Source organism: Actinopolymorpha pittospori, from assembly GCF_014873875.1.
Lineage (GTDB): Bacteria > Actinomycetota > Actinomycetes > Propionibacteriales > Actinopolymorphaceae > Actinopolymorpha > Actinopolymorpha pittospori.
Window position 1 is genome coordinate 8,545,489 of record NZ_JADBEM010000001.1, and the last position, 15,190, is coordinate 8,560,678.

A 15,190-nucleotide genomic window follows, 5' to 3' on the forward strand; every position below is an offset into this window, starting at 1 on the left:
TCTGCTCAGACGCCGACGTGCTCGTCGAGGGCCTGCTGGATACGGCTGAGCGTGCGGTCTCGTCCGAGCAGGGCGAGCGACTCGAACAGCGGCGGCGACACCCGCCGGCCGGTCGCCGCCACCCGGACGGGACCGAACGCGTGTTTCGGGCGACGACCGAGTTCGTCGACGAGGGCCTGCCGCAGCACCCGCTCGATGGCGTCCTTCTCCCAGACCAGGAGGGTGCGCAGCGCCGCGTCGGCCGCCTCGAGCACGGCTTTGGCGTCCTCGGTGAGGACGCGGGCCGCCGCCTCGGGATCGACCTCGAAGTGCCGGTCGGGCGCCAGGAGGAACGCCAACAGCTCCGCCGCCTCGCTGAGGTGGACGACGCGCTCCTGGATCAGTGGTGCCGCGGCCGCCACGACACCCGCCTGCTCCTCCGTGGGGGTGTCGGTGACGAGACCGGCCCGGGCGAGGAAGGGCGTGATCCGAAGAACGAAATCGGTGGGGTCGAGGGCGCGGATCTTGTGCCCGTTGATGGCGTCCAGCTTGCGCGGGTCGAGCCGGCCGGCGGTCGTACCGACCCGCTCGAGATCGAAGAGCTTGACGAGTTCGGCCAGCGTGAGGTCCTCCCGGTCGCCACCGGGCGACCAGCCGAGCAGCGCGAGGTAGTTGACGACGGCCTCCGGAAGGTAGCCGTGGTCGCGGTACCACGCGACGGAGGACGTGCCGTAGCCCTTCGACAACGGCTTGCCGTCGGACTCCAGGACGTGGGGTGTGTGGGCGTAGACGGGGATGTCCGCCTCGGCGGTGCCCATGGCCCGAAAGATCGCGATCTGCCGGGGTGCGGAGGCGAGGAGGTCGTCGCCACGGACGATGTGGGTGATCTCCATCATCGAGTCGTCGACCGCCGCGGCCAGGTTGTAGAGCGGGTAGCCGTTGGCCCGCATGATCACGAAGTCGGGGACGTTCGCGTGGTCGAAGAGCACCTCACCACGGATGGCGTCGCGCACCACCGTGCTCCCGGTGGGCATCCGGAAACGGACGACCGGCAGCCGGCCCCCCTTCTGGAACGCCGACACCTGACTCGACGCGAGTTCGCGGCAGCGGCCGCTGTAGCCGGGCGGCAGGCCCTGTTGCCGCTGCTCCTCCCGCTCCGCGTCGAGCTCCTCCTGCGTGCAGTAGCAGTAGTAGGCGTTGCCCGCGGCGAGGAACCGCTGCACCCAGGAGCGGTAGAGCGGGAGGCGTTCACTTTGCTGGTAGGGACCGAAGTCGCCGCCGACCTCGATCCCCTCGTCCCAGTCCAGCCCGAGCCAGCGAAGCGTGTCCGCCGCGGCGGCGATCGCCTCGGGCGTCACGCGGGAGCGGTCGGTGTCCTCGATCCGGAAGACGAACTGACCACCGGTGTGCCGGGCCCAGGCCCAGGCGTACAACGCGGTCCGGAGGTTGCCGACATGGAGGTCACCACTGGGTGAGGGCGCGAACCTCGTTCGCACCCGCCCAGATGAGCCCTCCCTAGTCATGTCTGATCACCCGGTTGGTCAGGGTGCCGAGGCCCTCGATGGTCACCGAGACCTCGTCCCCCACCTGCATCGGCCCGACGCCGGCCGGGGTGCCGGTGAGCAGGACGTCGCCGGGCAGCAGCGTCATGAAGGTGCTGACGTAGGCGATCAGGGACGGCACGTCGTTGATCATCTGGGACGTACGCCCGGACTGGCGTACCTCGCCACCCACCGTCGTGGTCAGGGCTAGGTCGGAGAAGTCGAGATCGGTCTCGATCCAGGGACCGAGCGGGCAGAACGTGTCGTAACCCTTCGCGCGCGCCCACTGACCGTCACGTTTTTGCAGGTCGCGGGCGGTGACGTCGTTGGCGCAGGTGTAGCCGAAGATCACCTCGGCGGCGCGTTCCTTCGGCACGTGCCGGCAGATCCGCCCGATGATGACGGCCAGCTCGCCCTCGTAGTTGAGGTCGCTGGTCGGCGGCGGGTAGACGATGCCGTCGCCGGGGCCGATCACGGAGGTGTTGGGCTTGAGGAACACCAGGGGCTCGGCCGGCACCTCGTTGCCGAGTTCGGCCGCGTGCTCGGCGTAGTTGCGACCGATCCCGATCACCTTGCTACGCGGGATGATCGGCGCGAGCAACCGGACGTCGGCCTGCGGCACGCGCTCACCGGTCAGCTGGACGGGGCGGTAGAGCGGGTCTCCGTCGAGTACGGCGAGCACCTCGGCACCCGGGTCACCCTCGACCGCGGCATACCTCGGGTCGTCACCAGCACTGAAGCGTGCGATGCGCAAAAGACTCCAGCCTCCAAAAGTGCGACGAATGGGCTTTCGCAGCCTATCGGGCCCGGCCCGTGGCGGCCTGGCGTGTGCGCCACGGCCGGGCCGGCATCGGCTGGCCGGAGCGGGCGGGAAGCCCCTCCCAGCCCGGCCGTCGACGCTGACGACGCGGGTACGGTGGCCGGGTGCGACCGTCCGACCCGCCCGCGCCGACGCCGGTGCCCACCGAAGTGCCGGAGGCGACCTGGCTCGCCCGCCAGGCCGCCCATGAACGCCGCGTGGACGCGTGGGTGGCTCCCCATCGCGGCCGGCGCAAGGATCAGCGGCGGCATCCGGTCGAGGACTTCCTCTTCACCTACTACTCCCACCGGCCGGCCCGGCTGCGGCGCTGGCACCCCGGCGCGGGTGTCGTCCTCGCCGGCGAGGCGGCCCGGCGGACGTTCCTGCACGGCCGCGACTACGTCGAGGTGGCCGGCGGGGTCATGATCGATCCGGCCGTGCTCGCCGGGCGGGCGGACGCGATCCGCTGGATCCGGGATCTGCTGACCGCCACGCGGGGACGCCCGGCGAGCTTCGGCTGCTTCGGTCTGCACGAGTGGGCGATGGTCTATCGGCTCCCCCAGGAGCGGGTCCGGCACGCGGGCTGGCCGCTGCGGCTCGGCGCCGAGGGCACCGACCGGGTGGTCGAGTCCCAGCGGATCCGCTGCTCCCACTTCGACGCGTACCGGTTCTTCACCGAGCCGGCCAGCCCGCTCAACACCCTGCGGCCCACGCGGGAGACCCAGCTCGACCTCGAACAGCCTGGCTGCCTGCACGCCAACATGGATCTGTACAAGTGGGCCTACAAGCTGGCCCCGCACGTCCCGTCGGAGCTGGTCGCCGACTGCTTCGAGCTGGCCCGGGAGATCCGTACCCTCGACATGCGTGCCTCGCCGTACGACCTGCGCGCTCTCGGCCACGAACCGGTCCCGATCGAGACACCCGAGGGTCGGGCGGAGTACGCCGGGGCCCAGCGCGACTTCTCGGTGCGGGCCCAGGCGCTCCGGGACCGGCTGATCGATGCCTGCGACGGCCTGCTCAGCCTGATCGACCCGCTGGCCCGGGCCCGCTCGGACCGGCCGGGGCCTCAGGCCCGCTCGGACTGCTCGGACTGCTCGGACTGCTCGACCCCGGCCCGGACCAGGCCGTAGGTCACGCCGTCGACCAGCGCCTCCCAGGAGGCCTCGATGATGTTGTGGCCGACGCCGACGGTCTGCCAGGACTCCTCGCCGTCGGAGAGCTCGATCAGAACTCTGATAACGGCGTCCGTCCCGTGCCCGGCGTCCAGGATGCGCACGCGGTAGTCGATCAGGTCGAGCTTCTCCACCACGGGGTAGGACTGGCCGATCGCGCCACGCAACGCGGCGTCGAGCGCGTTCACCGGACCGTTGCCCTCGCCGGTCACGATGGCCCGCTCACCACCCGCGCTCAGCTTGACCGTCGCCTCCGACAGCGCCTCCTCATCCGGGCGGGAGTCGGTGATCACGCGCCAGGAGTCGACGTGGAAGAAGTTCGGCCGGGCGCCCTCGACCTCCTCGATGAGCAACAGCTCGAAGGAGGCGTCGGCCGCCTCGAAGGTGTAGCCCTGCGCCTCCATGGCCTTCACGCGCTCGGTGATCCTGGTCACGAGCGCCCGGTCGCCGGCGAGGTCGTAGCCGAGTTCGCGGCCCTTGAGCTCGATGCTCGCCCGTCCGGCCATGTCCGAGACCAGGAGTCGCATGTCGTTGCCGACGTCCTCGGGATCGGCGTGCTGGTAGAGGTTCGGGTCGACCTTGATCGCGCTCGCGTGCAGACCCGCCTTGTGCGTGAAGGCCGACGCGCCCACGTAGGGCTGCCGGGAGTACGGCGGCACGTTGGTCACCTCCGAGACCGCGTGCGCGATCCGGGTCGCCTCCCGCAGTGCCGCCGCGGGGACGAGGTCGCGCCCACGCTTGAGCTGGAGGTTGGCGACGACGGTGACCAGGTCGGCGTTCCCGGTGCGCTCGCCGTACCCGTTGAGTGTGCCCTGCACGTGGCTCGCCCCCGCGTCGACCGCCGCGAGGGTGTTCGCGACCGCGCAGCCGGCGTCGTTGTGGCAGTGGATGCCGACCCGGGCGCCGGTGCCGGCGAGCACCGTCGACACGACGTCGCCCACCTGGTCGGGGAGCATCCCGCCGTTCGTGTCGCAGAGCGCCACGACCTCCACACCCGCCTCGGCGGCGACCCGCACGACCTCCAGCGCGTACGCCGGATTGTCGCGGTAACCGTCGAAGAAGTGCTCGGCGTCGACGAAGACCCGCTGCCCACCGGCGCGCAGGAACTCCACCGTGTCGCGGATCATGGCGAGGTTCTCCTCGAGCGTGGTCCGCAGGGCGAGTTCGACGTGCCGGTCGTGGCTCTTCGCCACCAGCGTCACGACGTCCGCGCGGGAGTCACGCAACGCCCGCACCAGTGGGTCGTCCGCCGCCTTCATCCCCGCCCGCCGGGTGGCGCCGAACGCCGCGAGCGTGGCGTGGCGGAGTCGGAGTTCGTCACCCGCCCGCCGGAAGAACTCCGTGTCCTTCGGATTGGCGCCCGGCCAGCCACCCTCGATGTAGCCGACGCCAAGCGCGTCGAGGTGCCCCGCAATGGCGAGCTTGTCCTCGACGGAGAGGCTGAGGCCCTCCTGCTGGGCCCCGTCACGCAGCGTCGTGTCGTACACGTGGAAGTCGCTCATCGGAAGAAGCTCCTTGCGAACCTGGATGTGGTCGGGAGGTGTGTCGGGGCCTGACAAACAAAAAACCTCTCGCGGGGTGCGAGAGGTCTGCGCGCAGGACGGGACGTGTCCGGCGCGCCTAGGTAATGATCACCGTGAAGGTGGAGTACATGCGGGCAGTCTCGCACATCCTGTTCGGACATGGTCACTCCCCTCCGCTGTAACCGAGGTGTCGCGAGCCGTCAGCGGACGGTCAGCTGTCCCCTTGTGACCTTCCGTCCTGGTTCGCTAGGGTCGATCCGTGGGCATCTGATCGGAGTTCCCGACCTCTCGCCGCGTGGTGGTTCTCACCCGTAGGCCTCCTCCGAGTTCCTGGGATCCCATGACGACGCCCTTCGCTTCTCCCGCCCTTTCCCGTGCCCCCGGTGCCCCTGTCCTGAAGGCTTCGGGGCTCACCAAGACCCATGACGGTGACCCGCTGTTCACCGATGTCAACCTCATCGTGAACGCCGGCGAGCGGATCGGTCTCGTCGGGCCGAACGGTGCCGGCAAGTCGACCTTGCTCCGCATCCTCGCCGGCCGTGACCGGCCTGACCGCGGCACGGTGAGCTACGGGCCGCGCGACCGGGTTGGCTACCGCGACGCCGACATCCCCGACACCGAGACCACGGTCGGCGCGTTTCTCGACGCGGGTCTTGGTGAGATCGCGGGCATCGCGGCCCGGATGCGCGTGCTGGAGCACGCCATGGCGGACTCCGGTGGCACGCACGACGCCGAGGACACCGACAACACGGAGAGGCCCGAGAACACCGAGGACGTCCTCGCGGAGTACGCCGCGGCACAGGACAGGTTCGAGGTGCTCGGTGGCTGGGAGGCGCAGGCGCGTTCGGAGGAGGTCCGCGACCGGCTGGGTCTCGCCGACCTCGACCCGTCGCGACGCCTGGGCCAGACGAGCGGTGGCCAGCAGGCCCGGCTCATGCTCGCGCGCCTCCTGCTGGAGCAGCCGAGCGTGCTGCTGTTGGACGAACCGACGAACCATCTCGACGCCGCCGGGGTCAGCTGGCTCGGTGACTACCTCGTGCGCTACCGCGGCGTCGTCGTGGTGGTCACGCACGACCGCGCGTTCCTCGACCGGCTGGTGCATCGCGTCGTCGAACTCGACGTCCTCACCGACCAGGCCGAGGTCTACGAGGGCGGCTACACCGCATACCGGTTGGAGAAGCGGCGTCGCCGCGCGCGCCTGTTGGCTGACTGGGAAGCGCAGGAGAAGCACCACCGCAGGTTGAGCGCCGACATCGAACGCACTGCCAACCAGGCCTTGCGCACCGAACTCACCACGCACAACGACCGGATGCGCCGCTACGCCAAGAAGGTCGCGAAGAAGGCGAAGGCGCGCGAGCGCAGACTGCGGCGGGAGATGACCTCGGCGAGCTGGATCGAGCGGCCGGAGGAACGCCCACCCCTGGTGCTCGACTTCGCGGGTTCGACGCCGCCCGACCAGGTGGTGCTCACTGCGCAGGCCCTGGTCGGCGACCGCGGCAACGGTCCGCTCTGGCAGGAGTTCTCGGCCCTGGTCCGAGGCGGCGAACGCGTCGTCGTGAGCGGTGAGAACGGTACCGGCAAGTCCACCTTGCTCGCGCTCCTCGCCGGTGAGTTGTCGCCCCTGCGAGGGCAGGCGACCCTGGGCGTGCGAGCCGGTGTGCTTCCGCAGGTGCATGACCAGCTGCCGTTGCGGATGCCGGTGCTCGACTACCTGCGCCGGCGGATTCCTCTCTACGAGGAGGACGCCGAGCGCCTGCTCGACTCCTACCTGTTCGACGAGGACCAGATCAGGCGCCCGCTCGGTACCCTCTCAGCCGGCGAGATTCGCCGGCTGCTGCTGGCCTGCCTGGTCAACGGCGGGCAGCAGCTCCTGCTCCTCGACGAACCCACCAACTATCTCGACTTCGACTCCCTCGACGTGCTGGACGACGCGCTCGCGGGATTCGGCGGGACAGTCGTCGCCGTCAGCCACGACGAGCGCTTCACCGAGAACTTCAGGCCCACCCAGCACTGGCGGCTCCTCCGCACGGCGCGGGGTCCGGCCACGTGGCAGGTGTCCACGTCGTCGGCGTCCTGAGCCGGGTCCGAGTGGTCCGAGTCAGATCCGGATCGGGGCCGGGGTGGGGCCGCTCGCGGCCGGTCCTCAGACGGTGTCCTGACGCCCCTGTCGGTCGCGGTGGTCCCGGCGGCCTGGTCGGTCCTGGAGTTCGGCCGGACCACGCCGGCGCACCAGCATGGCGCCGAGCGCGGTGCGCCGGTGCAGCACCGCGCGCCCGGCCCGGACGGTACTGATCAGGCCCGCCCCCCGCAGCGCCGCGGTGTGCGCGGACACCGTGGCGTTGCTCACCCCGAGCTGGCGGGCGAGCCCACTGGTGGTGTGTTCGTCGGCCAGCAGGAGCAGCAGGTCGAGCCGCGTACGCCCGAGCACACCGGCCAGGGCGGCCTCGGCGCTGTCGGCACCTGCCGGCCTCTCGGGTGAGAGCGGAATGCCCGGACCGGCCGCGTAGGTGACGACCACCGGCCGGTCCGGCTGGTCACAGACGAGTGGATGGCCGGTCCAGTGGAAGGTGGGGAGCAGCACCAGTCCCCGGCCGTCCACGTCGATGTGCCGCTCGAACGGCGCGTCGAGTTCCCACTCCTGTTCCCGAAACAGCGCGCCCGGCACCAGCTCACCGAGCGCGTGCCCGATGCCGTGCTCGGCCACGGTCAGGGCGTGCCGGGTGAACTCCGCCTGGTGCAGGTCGCTCAGCTGATCCCAGACGGGTCGCAGGGCATGGTCGTACGCCGACCGATGGGCGCGGCGGAGAATCTGCCAGGCCTCGGCGTCGCCCCGGTGCAGCGCGCGGATCCAGGGCGGCGCCGCGGTCGGGTGCGGTGCGTACACCCGCTCGAGCTCGGCACGGACGAGGTCCGGGCGCCACGCCCGTGGGCTGTCCAGCGCCTCGTCCAACGTCTCGTCGTAGATGTCGAGGAAAGCCGGTGCGAGCCCGGCGGGGACCAGGTCGCCGACCGGTGCCACGGCACGGGGCAGCGACCGGAGCATCCGTCGTCGCCACCGACCGAAGAGCAGGCCGTCGTCGCGACGGACCATCATGAGGAGGGCGCTGTTCAGCTCCAGGAGCGGTGCCGGTCGGGGCGAGAACCGGACGTGGGCGAAGTCGGCGGCGCTGAAGCGGATCCGGATCACTACTCCCCCTGGTGGCGTCGCGCAATCGTTTCGGGCCGGAGCTGAACCATCGTGCCCACCGCGGGCCGAACGGCAGCATGCGGGTCATGTCCTACGAACTTCCGCAGCCAGCAGACCCGCGTCCCGCACGGCCCACCAGGCGAGCCCTCACCACGTCGGCCGTCCTGGCCGCGGCCCTCCTGGTCGTGGGCGGTCGGGACGTCGCGGTGGCCCGTGCCGCATCCGCCGACCTGCGCCTTCGGCTACCGGCGCCGACCGGACCCCACCCGGTGGGGCTCACCACGTGGTACCTCCTCGACCGATCCCGCCGCGATCCCTGGGACAGCACCATCCCCGTGCGGGAGCTGATGGTCTCGGTGTTCTACCCCGCCCGCGACGTCCGCCGCCACCCGGTGGTTCGACAGCTCGACCCCGGAGTCGCCGGGGTGTTCGGCATGTTCGTGCCGTACCGGTTTCCGGGAGTGCCCCCGACCGGAGTGGACTGGGCGGCCACCACGACCCACGCCCACCTGGACGCACCGGCACTCGCCGGGCGGCGACCGGTGCTGGTGTACAGCCCGGGCGGCGGGGATCCGCGCGGCCTGGGCAGCAGTGTCGCGGAGGATCTGGCCAGCCACGGCTGGGTGGTGGTGACGATGGACCATCCCGGCGACGCCGTCGCCGTCGAGTTCCCCGGCCCGACCGACTACCGGGACGCGGTTCGCCCGACCGTCTTCGTGACCGATCCCCGGACCGATCCGACGACCTTCCGCACCATGATCGACGCCCGGGTCGCGGACACGCGGTTCGTGCTGGACCAGGTGGAGGTGCTGGCCGGCGGAGGCAACCCGGACGCGATCGGACGAGCGGTGCCGAGCGGGCTCGCGCGTGCGGTCGACCCGCGAAAGATGGGTGTCTACGGTCACTCCGCCGGCGCTACCGCGGCCGCGCAGGCGATGTATGAGGATCGCCGGCTCGGCGCGGCGATCAACCTGGAGGGCTATCTCGACCATCCCGCGGAGCAGCCCGGCCAGGAGGGAGCGTTGTATCCGGTCGCGGAGTACGGCGTGGACCGACCGTTGCTGCTCTGGAGCAGCGAGGGCTTCCCCGACCGGGCGGGCATGGCACGCTCCTGGTCGGCGATGCTCGCTCATCCAGGCGGCTGGACCAGCCGGCGGGACTTCCGGAACGCCGCGCACTGGACGTTCACCGACTTCGCCGCCATCGCGCCCCAGGTGCAGGCCGCCGGGCTGATGACCGCCGCCGCGCGAGCCGACCTCGTGGGCACGATCGACCAGGCCGATGCGGTTCGGACGGTGCGTACCGGCGTACGTGAGTTCTTCGCACGGCACCTGCGTCGTCCCTGACGCGCGGTCGCCGCCGTCGTCCACGGCGCAACCGACGCCTGCCCGGGGCGACCACACAGCACGGCGGGCTGGCACGCGACCGAGACCTGGTGTCAATGGTCGCCTGCGCCAGCCCGCCGGCACTCACACGTGTGGCGTTCTCCCGCGGCCGCGGGTCGGGGTCATCCGGACCCGGCCCTTGATCCCTCGGGCAGGGGCAGATCGAGCTCGGTCGGGTCGAACTCCCCGTCCTTCGCTCCGGAGAGGAATGCCTCCCACTCCCCTGGCGTGAAGACCAGCACTGGTCCGTCGGGGTCATGGGCGTTCCGCATGCCGATCAGCTCGTCCACGAAGGCGACTTCGATGTCGCCGCCGGCGGCTGCCGAACGCCACTCCGCGCGGCCCAGGTCGAAGACCCCCTTGAGGGGGTGGGTGACGCCTTCCGTTTGTTCCGTCATTCGTGGGTACTCCCTGTCTGAGGATCACCAGACGGCGACGGCGACGACCTTTGGGTGTTCCGGCGCCGCCGAAGCCCCCGTTGCGCACGGGAAAAGCTACTCCCTCTTCCCACAGACGCGCACGCAGAGTCCCCGGGTGTCGCACAGAGTGGCGACCAGCCTCGTTTCGGGGCGCCCCGAGGAACGCTCGGCGGGCTCAGCAGACCTTGTGCATCCAGCCGTAGCCGTCCTCGGCCCGGCCGTACTGGATGTCGAGCAGCTTCTCGCGGATCGCCATGGTGACGGGGCCGGCACCGCCGTCACCCATGACCACCTCGCCCTCGGGCGAGCGGAGCGAGCCGACCGGCGTGAGGACCGCGGCGGTTCCGCACGCGAAGACCTCCGTGATCCGACCGCTGTGGGCGCTGTCACGCCACTCGTCGATGCTGATCCGGCGCTCCTCCACCTTGTGGCCCATGTCGCTGGCGATGACCTGGACCGCGTGGCGCGTGATGCCCTCGAGGATCGTGCCGAGCTCGGGAGTGACGATCTGGCCGTCGTCGTAGACGAAGTAGAGGTTCATCCCGCCGAGTTCCTCGACCCAGCGGTGCTCGACCGCGTCCAGGAAGACCACCTGGTCACAGCCGTGCTCACTCGCCTCCTGCTGGGCGAGCAGGCTGCCGGCGTAGTTGCCGCCACACTTCGCCGCGCCGGTGCCGCCCACCGCCGCACGGGTGTATTCCTGCGACAGCCAGATCGACACCGGCTTGACGCCCTTGGAGAAGTAGGCACCGGCCGGCGAGGCGATCACGGAGAAGGTCACCTCCCGCGCCGCGCGCACACCGAGGAAGACCTCGGAGGCGAACATGAACGGCCTGACGTAGAGGCTGGTCTCGCCTCCGGCCGGCACCCAGTCACGGTCGACGCTCACCAAGGTGTCCAGCGCGGTCAGGAAGTCCTCCGCGGGAAGCTCGGGCAGGGCCATCCGGTGCGCCGAACGCTGGAAGCGGGCGGCGTTGGCCTCCGGACGGAACGTCCAGATCGAGCCGTCCTCACGGCGGTATGCCTTGAGGCCCTCGAAGATCTCCTGCGCGTAATGAAGCACCGCGGTGGCCGGGTCGATCGTGAGCGGGCCGTAGGGCTTGAGGGTCGCGTCGTGCCACCCCTGCTCGGGCGTCCACGTCACGGTCACCATGTGGTCGGAGAAGTACTTTCCGAACCCCGGGTCGGCAAGGATCTCCGCCCGGCGCGCGGCCGGGACAGGAGACTCGTTGAGTTGCTTGCGGAACTCGAGGCTTGCGGTCATGGCTGCACCGTACCCAATCCTTGGTCAACCCGCGGTGGCGCGAAGCCCACGGGACCTCCGGCCGTCCGGAGGGTGGAGAGATCTATCGGTCAAACAAGACGAAAGGCGCCGCCCGCACGATGGCGGGCGGCGCCTGGCTCCGAAGGCGAAAGCGTCGGAGCCTACGCGGTTACTCGGGCGGCGATGGCGTCGCCGATCTCGGTGGTCGTCCGGGCCGGCGCCCCGGCGCGAGCGGCGATGTCGGCCGTCGCGGCCTCCTCGATCCGGCGGGCCGCGGCCGGCTCGCCGAGGTGCTCCAGCAGCAACGCCGCCGACAGGATCGCTGCCGTCGGGTCGGCCTTGCCCTGGCCGGCGATGCCGGGTGCCGAGCCGTGCACCGGCTCGAACATCGAGGGAGCGGTGCGGTCGGGGTTGACGTTGCCGCTCGCGGCGAGGCCGATGCCGCCGGTCACGGCGGCCGCCAGGTCGGTGAGGATGTCGCCGAACAGGTTGTCGGTCACGATCACGTCGAACCGCTCGGGCTCGGTCACCAGGAAGATCGTCGCGGCGTCGACGTGGAGGTAGTCGACCTCGACCTCGGGGAACTCCGGCGCCACCTCGGCCACGACCCGCGCCCAGACACCACCGGCGTGCACGAGCACGTTGGTCTTGTGCACGAGGGTCAGCTTGCCCCGGCGGGCCCTGGCCCGCGCGAAGGCGTCGCGCACCACACGCTCGACGCCGAAGGCGGTGTTGATGCTGACCTCGGTGGCCAACTCGTGCGGGGTGCCCTTGCGGACCGTGCCGCCGTTGCCGACGTAGAGACCCTCGGTGCCCTCGCGAACCACGACGAAGTCGATCGGGGCGTCGCTGGCGAGTGGGGTGGGAACGCCAGGGAAGCTCCGCGAGGGGCGGAGGTTGACGTAGTGGTCGAACTCGAAGCGCAGCCGCAGCAGCAGGCCGCGCTCGAGGATTCCGGAGGGAAGGTTGGGGTCACCCGGCCGGCCGCCGACGGCTCCGAGAAGGATCACGTCGTGGTCGCGTAGCTCGGCGAGCACCGAGTCGGGCAGCACCTCGCCGGTCGCGAGGTAGCGTTCCGCGCCCAGGTCGTAGCTGTTCGGCTCGATCTTGACGTCGTGTGCCGGGGCGACCGCCTCGAGGACCTTCAGTGCCTCAGCCGTGACCTCGGGACCGATGAAGTCGCCCGGGATCACCGCGAGGCGGATGCTCTGCGCCATAGGGTCACCGTACTTGTCCTGTCCACATCTCGACACATCGGTCTTACGATGCGGACTTGCGGGTGGCGGTCGGTTTCCCCGCGTCGCGGGCGTCCGAACCACCGGTGGGCTCCACCTGCAGGATGCTCCGACCACCGTTGTCCCGGCGGTCCAGGGCTTCCTGCACGGCTCGATAGGCCAGTCGCTGGGCCTCTGTCATGGGAATTTCCTCCTTCGCGGTAACGGTCCTCGAGGTCGTCGAGGAGGGATGCGGACCAGCAGCACGAACTCCGAGGCGGGGAGCCGGCCCGTTGTCAGCAGAACCCGCCACGGCGGCGAAGGATGCATACCCAGGACACGCGCTCGAGAATAGTAGGACTTCCTAGTAATTGTCTCGCCAGGCGTCAGTGGTTCTCGGATACCGAGACCGCGCACACGTGTGCCACACTCTGGCCGCATGAGTGCTCCGCCCCAGCTTCCCGGTGTGGTCACCCGAGCCCACGCACTGTCGCGTCGGCGCGGATTCGTGTCGTCGTGCCGCAACGAGACCGGCTGGCTTCTCGCCACCCTGGCCGCGACGCGCACCGGCACCCTCGCCGAGTCCGGCACCGGTTGCGGTGTCGGCTCGGCCTGGCTGCGCAGCGGGATGCGCGACGAGGCCCGACTGGTCACCGCGGAGCACGACGCCGGGCTCGTCGAGGCCGTCCGCGAGATGTTCGCGGGTGACGACGCCGTCAGCGTGTTCGAGGCCGACTGGAAGGAACTCGCGCACGAGGCGCCGTTCTCACTGCTCTTCCTCGACGTACGGGAGGCGAAGCGGGCGGGACCCGACGTCGCCGCGGCGCTCGTCGAACCGGGCGGGCTCGTCGTCCTGGACGACTTCACGCCGTGCGCGACGTGGCCGCCGATGTATCAGGGCCGGGTGGACGTGACCCGCCAGCAGTGGCTCACCGACCCGAGGTTCACCACCGTCGAGGTGATGGTGGCCGTCGACGCGAGCGTGCTGATCGCCACCCGGCGCTGACGCCGCACTGGGCGAGCGTCGGCCGAGACGCTCGCCACCACCCGCCGCGACCCGCGAGTCAGTCGTCCAGGTTGATCGCGCGCACGTCTTCGGCGGAGATCTCCCGCACGATCTCGTCCAGCGCCGCCTGCGGGATGGCCGAGTCGACGGTCATCGCCACCAGCGCCTTGCCGCCTCTGCGGTCCCGGCTGACCTGCATCCCCGCGATGTTGACGCCCGCCGCACCGAGGATCCGACCCACGACGCCGACGACGCCCGGACGGTCGACGTACTGCAGCACCGCCATGTGTGCCGTGAGCTCGATCTCGATGTCGAAGCCCTCGACCTCGACCAGGCGCTCGATGTGGCGTGGTCCGACGAGCGTGCCGCCGACCGAGACCTGCCGGCCGCTCGCGAGGGTTCCTCGCAACGTGACCAGGTTGCGGAAGTCGGGGCTGTCCGGATCGGTGCGCAACCGGACCTCGAGCCCGCGTTCGGCCGCCAGCAAGGGCACGTTGACATAGGAGACCTGCTCCTCGACGACCGAGGCGAAGATGCCTTTGAGAGCAGCGAGTTCGAGCACCTTGACGTCGTAGTCGGTGATCTCGCCGCGTACCTCGACGTCCAGCTGCAGAGCCACCTCCCCGGCGAGCGCGGTGAAGATGCGGCCGAGCTTCTCCGCGAGCGGAATGCCGGGTCGGACGTCCTCGGCGATGACGCCACCCTGCACGTTGACGGCGTCGGGTACGAGGTCGCCGGCGAGGGCGAGGCGGACCGAACGCGCGACCGAGACACCGGCCTTCTCCTGTGCCTCCTCGGTGCTCGCCCCGAGGTGAGGCGTGACCACGACGTTGTCGAGTTCGAACAGCGGGGAGTCGGTGCAGGGCTCGGTCGTGAACACGTCGATGCCGGCACCGGCGAGCCGGCGCTCCTTCAACGCGACGTAGAGCGCGTGCTCGTCGATGAGACCGCCCCGCGCGGCGTTGACGATGATCGCGCCCGGCTTGACCTTCGCGAGTTCGGCCTCGCCGATGAGCCCCATGGTCTCGGGAGTCTTGGGCAGGTGGATGGTCATCGCGTCGCTGACGGAGAGCAGTTCCTCGAGCGGCACCAGTCGGACACCCATCTGGGCTGCCCGACCGGGCTGGACGTAGGGGTCGTAGGCCACGACGTTCATGCCGAACGCGGTCAGGCGTTGTGCCACCAGCACACCGATCCGGCCCAACCCGAGAACACCGAGGGTCTTGTCGAAGAGTTCGACGCCGCTGAACCTGCTCCGCTTCCACTCCCCCGCCCGCAGCGAGGCGTCGGCCGCCGGGATCCGGCGCGCCACCGCGAGCAGCAGTGCGATGGCGTGCTCGGCGGCCGAGACGATGTTGGACTGCGGAGCGTTGACGACCATCACGCCGGCCTGGGTGGCCGCCTTCACGTCGACGTTGTCCAGGCCGACACCCGCACGGGCGACGACCTTCAGCCGCGGCGCGGCGGCGAGGGCTTCGACGTCGACCTTGGTCGCGCTACGGACGAGGATGGCGTCGACGTCGGCGAGCGCGGGCAGCAGCGCCGAACGGTCGGCGCCGTCGCAGTAGCGAATCTCGAAGTCGCCGCCGAGCACCTCGACCGTGGCGGTGGAGAGCTCTTCGGCGATCAGGACGACGGGCTTGCGCGCAGCGCCGGGCACTGCGGGCAGAACAGGGGAGTTCACGGGCGGCAGTCCTCCTG

The 15,190-nt window shown here is 70.6% G+C and carries 13 protein-coding genes; 4 read left to right on the forward strand and 9 right to left on the reverse strand.

Annotation, left to right across the window (positions count from 1 at the left end; genetic code table 11):
* Positions 1-5 precede the first annotated feature (5 nt).
* A complete protein-coding gene (gltX, locus tag HEB94_RS39660) occupies positions 6-1,475 on the reverse strand; it encodes a glutamate--tRNA ligase (protein ID WP_337918246.1) in 1,470 nt (489 codons plus the stop codon).
* 19 nt (positions 1,476-1,494) lie between these two features.
* Positions 1,495-2,274 carry a fumarylacetoacetate hydrolase family protein gene (locus HEB94_RS39665; protein ID WP_192754597.1) on the reverse strand — a complete coding sequence of 260 codons (780 nt, stop codon included), beginning with the start codon at positions 2,272-2,274 and terminating at the stop codon, positions 1,495-1,497.
* Positions 2,275-2,444: 170 nt separating this feature from the next.
* Here HEB94_RS39665 and HEB94_RS39670 point away from each other — a divergent pair, with 170 nt between their 5' ends.
* Complete coding sequence (locus HEB94_RS39670) at positions 2,445-3,449, forward strand: 3-methyladenine DNA glycosylase (RefSeq protein WP_337918247.1); 1,005 nt, start codon at positions 2,445-2,447, stop codon at positions 3,447-3,449.
* Here the strand turns inward: HEB94_RS39670 and cimA are convergent.
* Positions 3,386-4,993, reverse strand: coding sequence for a citramalate synthase (cimA, locus tag HEB94_RS39675; protein ID WP_192754598.1), 1,608 nt, complete (start codon positions 4,991-4,993; stop codon positions 3,386-3,388). The genes HEB94_RS39670 and cimA overlap by 64 nt on opposite strands.
* A gap of 361 nt (positions 4,994-5,354) precedes the next feature.
* On the opposite strand from cimA, the gene abc-f reads away from it, so the two are divergent.
* Positions 5,355-7,091 carry a ribosomal protection-like ABC-F family protein gene (gene abc-f / locus HEB94_RS39680; protein ID WP_192754599.1) on the forward strand — a complete coding sequence of 579 codons (1,737 nt, stop codon included), beginning with the start codon at positions 5,355-5,357 and terminating at the stop codon, positions 7,089-7,091.
* Between the two features lie 66 nt (positions 7,092-7,157).
* Here abc-f and HEB94_RS39685 read toward each other — a convergent pair whose 3' ends face one another.
* The gene (locus HEB94_RS39685; protein WP_192754600.1) at positions 7,158-8,201 is read right to left on the reverse strand and encodes an ArsR family transcriptional regulator; all 1,044 of its coding nucleotides are present in this window, start codon (positions 8,199-8,201) and stop codon (positions 7,158-7,160) included.
* Positions 8,202-8,287: 86 nt separating this feature from the next.
* On the opposite strand from HEB94_RS39685, the gene HEB94_RS39690 reads away from it, so the two are divergent.
* On the forward strand, positions 8,288-9,547 hold the full coding sequence (locus HEB94_RS39690) for an alpha/beta hydrolase (protein WP_192754601.1): 1,260 nt from the start codon (positions 8,288-8,290) through the stop codon (positions 9,545-9,547).
* A gap of 161 nt (positions 9,548-9,708) precedes the next feature.
* On the opposite strand, the gene HEB94_RS39695 is transcribed toward HEB94_RS39690, so the two are convergent.
* From HEB94_RS39695 to HEB94_RS39710, 4 genes are all read right to left on the reverse strand, one after another.
* A complete protein-coding gene (locus HEB94_RS39695; RefSeq protein WP_192754602.1) occupies positions 9,709-9,984 on the reverse strand; it encodes a DUF397 domain-containing protein in 276 nt (91 codons plus the stop codon).
* 196 nt (positions 9,985-10,180) lie between these two features.
* On the reverse strand, positions 10,181-11,269 hold the full coding sequence (locus HEB94_RS39700; RefSeq protein ID WP_192754603.1) for a branched-chain amino acid aminotransferase: 1,089 nt from the start codon (positions 11,267-11,269) through the stop codon (positions 10,181-10,183).
* Between the two features lie 161 nt (positions 11,270-11,430).
* On the reverse strand, positions 11,431-12,486 hold the full coding sequence (locus HEB94_RS39705; protein ID WP_192754604.1) for a 3-isopropylmalate dehydrogenase: 1,056 nt from the start codon (positions 12,484-12,486) through the stop codon (positions 11,431-11,433).
* Between the two features lie 43 nt (positions 12,487-12,529).
* On the reverse strand, positions 12,530-12,685 hold the full coding sequence (locus HEB94_RS39710) for a hypothetical protein (RefSeq protein WP_192754605.1): 156 nt from the start codon (positions 12,683-12,685) through the stop codon (positions 12,530-12,532).
* 237 nt (positions 12,686-12,922) lie between these two features.
* Here HEB94_RS39710 and HEB94_RS39715 point away from each other — a divergent pair, with 237 nt between their 5' ends.
* Positions 12,923-13,489: an O-methyltransferase gene (locus HEB94_RS39715; protein ID WP_192754606.1), complete on the forward strand. Its 567-nt coding sequence runs from the start codon at positions 12,923-12,925 to the stop codon at positions 13,487-13,489.
* Positions 13,490-13,547: 58 nt separating this feature from the next.
* Here HEB94_RS39715 and serA read toward each other — a convergent pair whose 3' ends face one another.
* A complete protein-coding gene (gene serA, locus HEB94_RS39720) occupies positions 13,548-15,173 on the reverse strand; it encodes a phosphoglycerate dehydrogenase (RefSeq protein ID WP_337918248.1) in 1,626 nt (541 codons plus the stop codon).
* Positions 15,174-15,190 lie beyond the last annotated feature (17 nt).

Excerpts from the sequence above, each read along its gene's own strand:
- cimA (WP_192754598.1), bottom strand. The coding sequence starts at position 4,993 with ATGAGCGACTTCCACGTGTACGACACGACGCTGCGTGACGGGGCCCAG.
- abc-f (WP_192754599.1), top strand. The coding sequence starts at position 5,355 with ATGACGACGCCCTTCGCTTCTCCCGCCCTTTCCCGTGCCCCCGGTGCC.
- HEB94_RS39690 (WP_192754601.1), top strand. The coding sequence starts at position 8,288 with ATGTCCTACGAACTTCCGCAGCCAGCAGACCCGCGTCCCGCACGGCCC.
- HEB94_RS39695 (WP_192754602.1), bottom strand. The coding sequence starts at position 9,984 with ATGACGGAACAAACGGAAGGCGTCACCCACCCCCTCAAGGGGGTCTTC.
- HEB94_RS39700 (WP_192754603.1), bottom strand. The coding sequence starts at position 11,269 with ATGACCGCAAGCCTCGAGTTCCGCAAGCAACTCAACGAGTCTCCTGTC.
- HEB94_RS39705 (WP_192754604.1), bottom strand. The coding sequence starts at position 12,486 with ATGGCGCAGAGCATCCGCCTCGCGGTGATCCCGGGCGACTTCATCGGT.
- HEB94_RS39710 (WP_192754605.1), bottom strand. The coding sequence starts at position 12,685 with ATGACAGAGGCCCAGCGACTGGCCTATCGAGCCGTGCAGGAAGCCCTG.
- HEB94_RS39715 (WP_192754606.1), top strand. The coding sequence starts at position 12,923 with ATGAGTGCTCCGCCCCAGCTTCCCGGTGTGGTCACCCGAGCCCACGCA.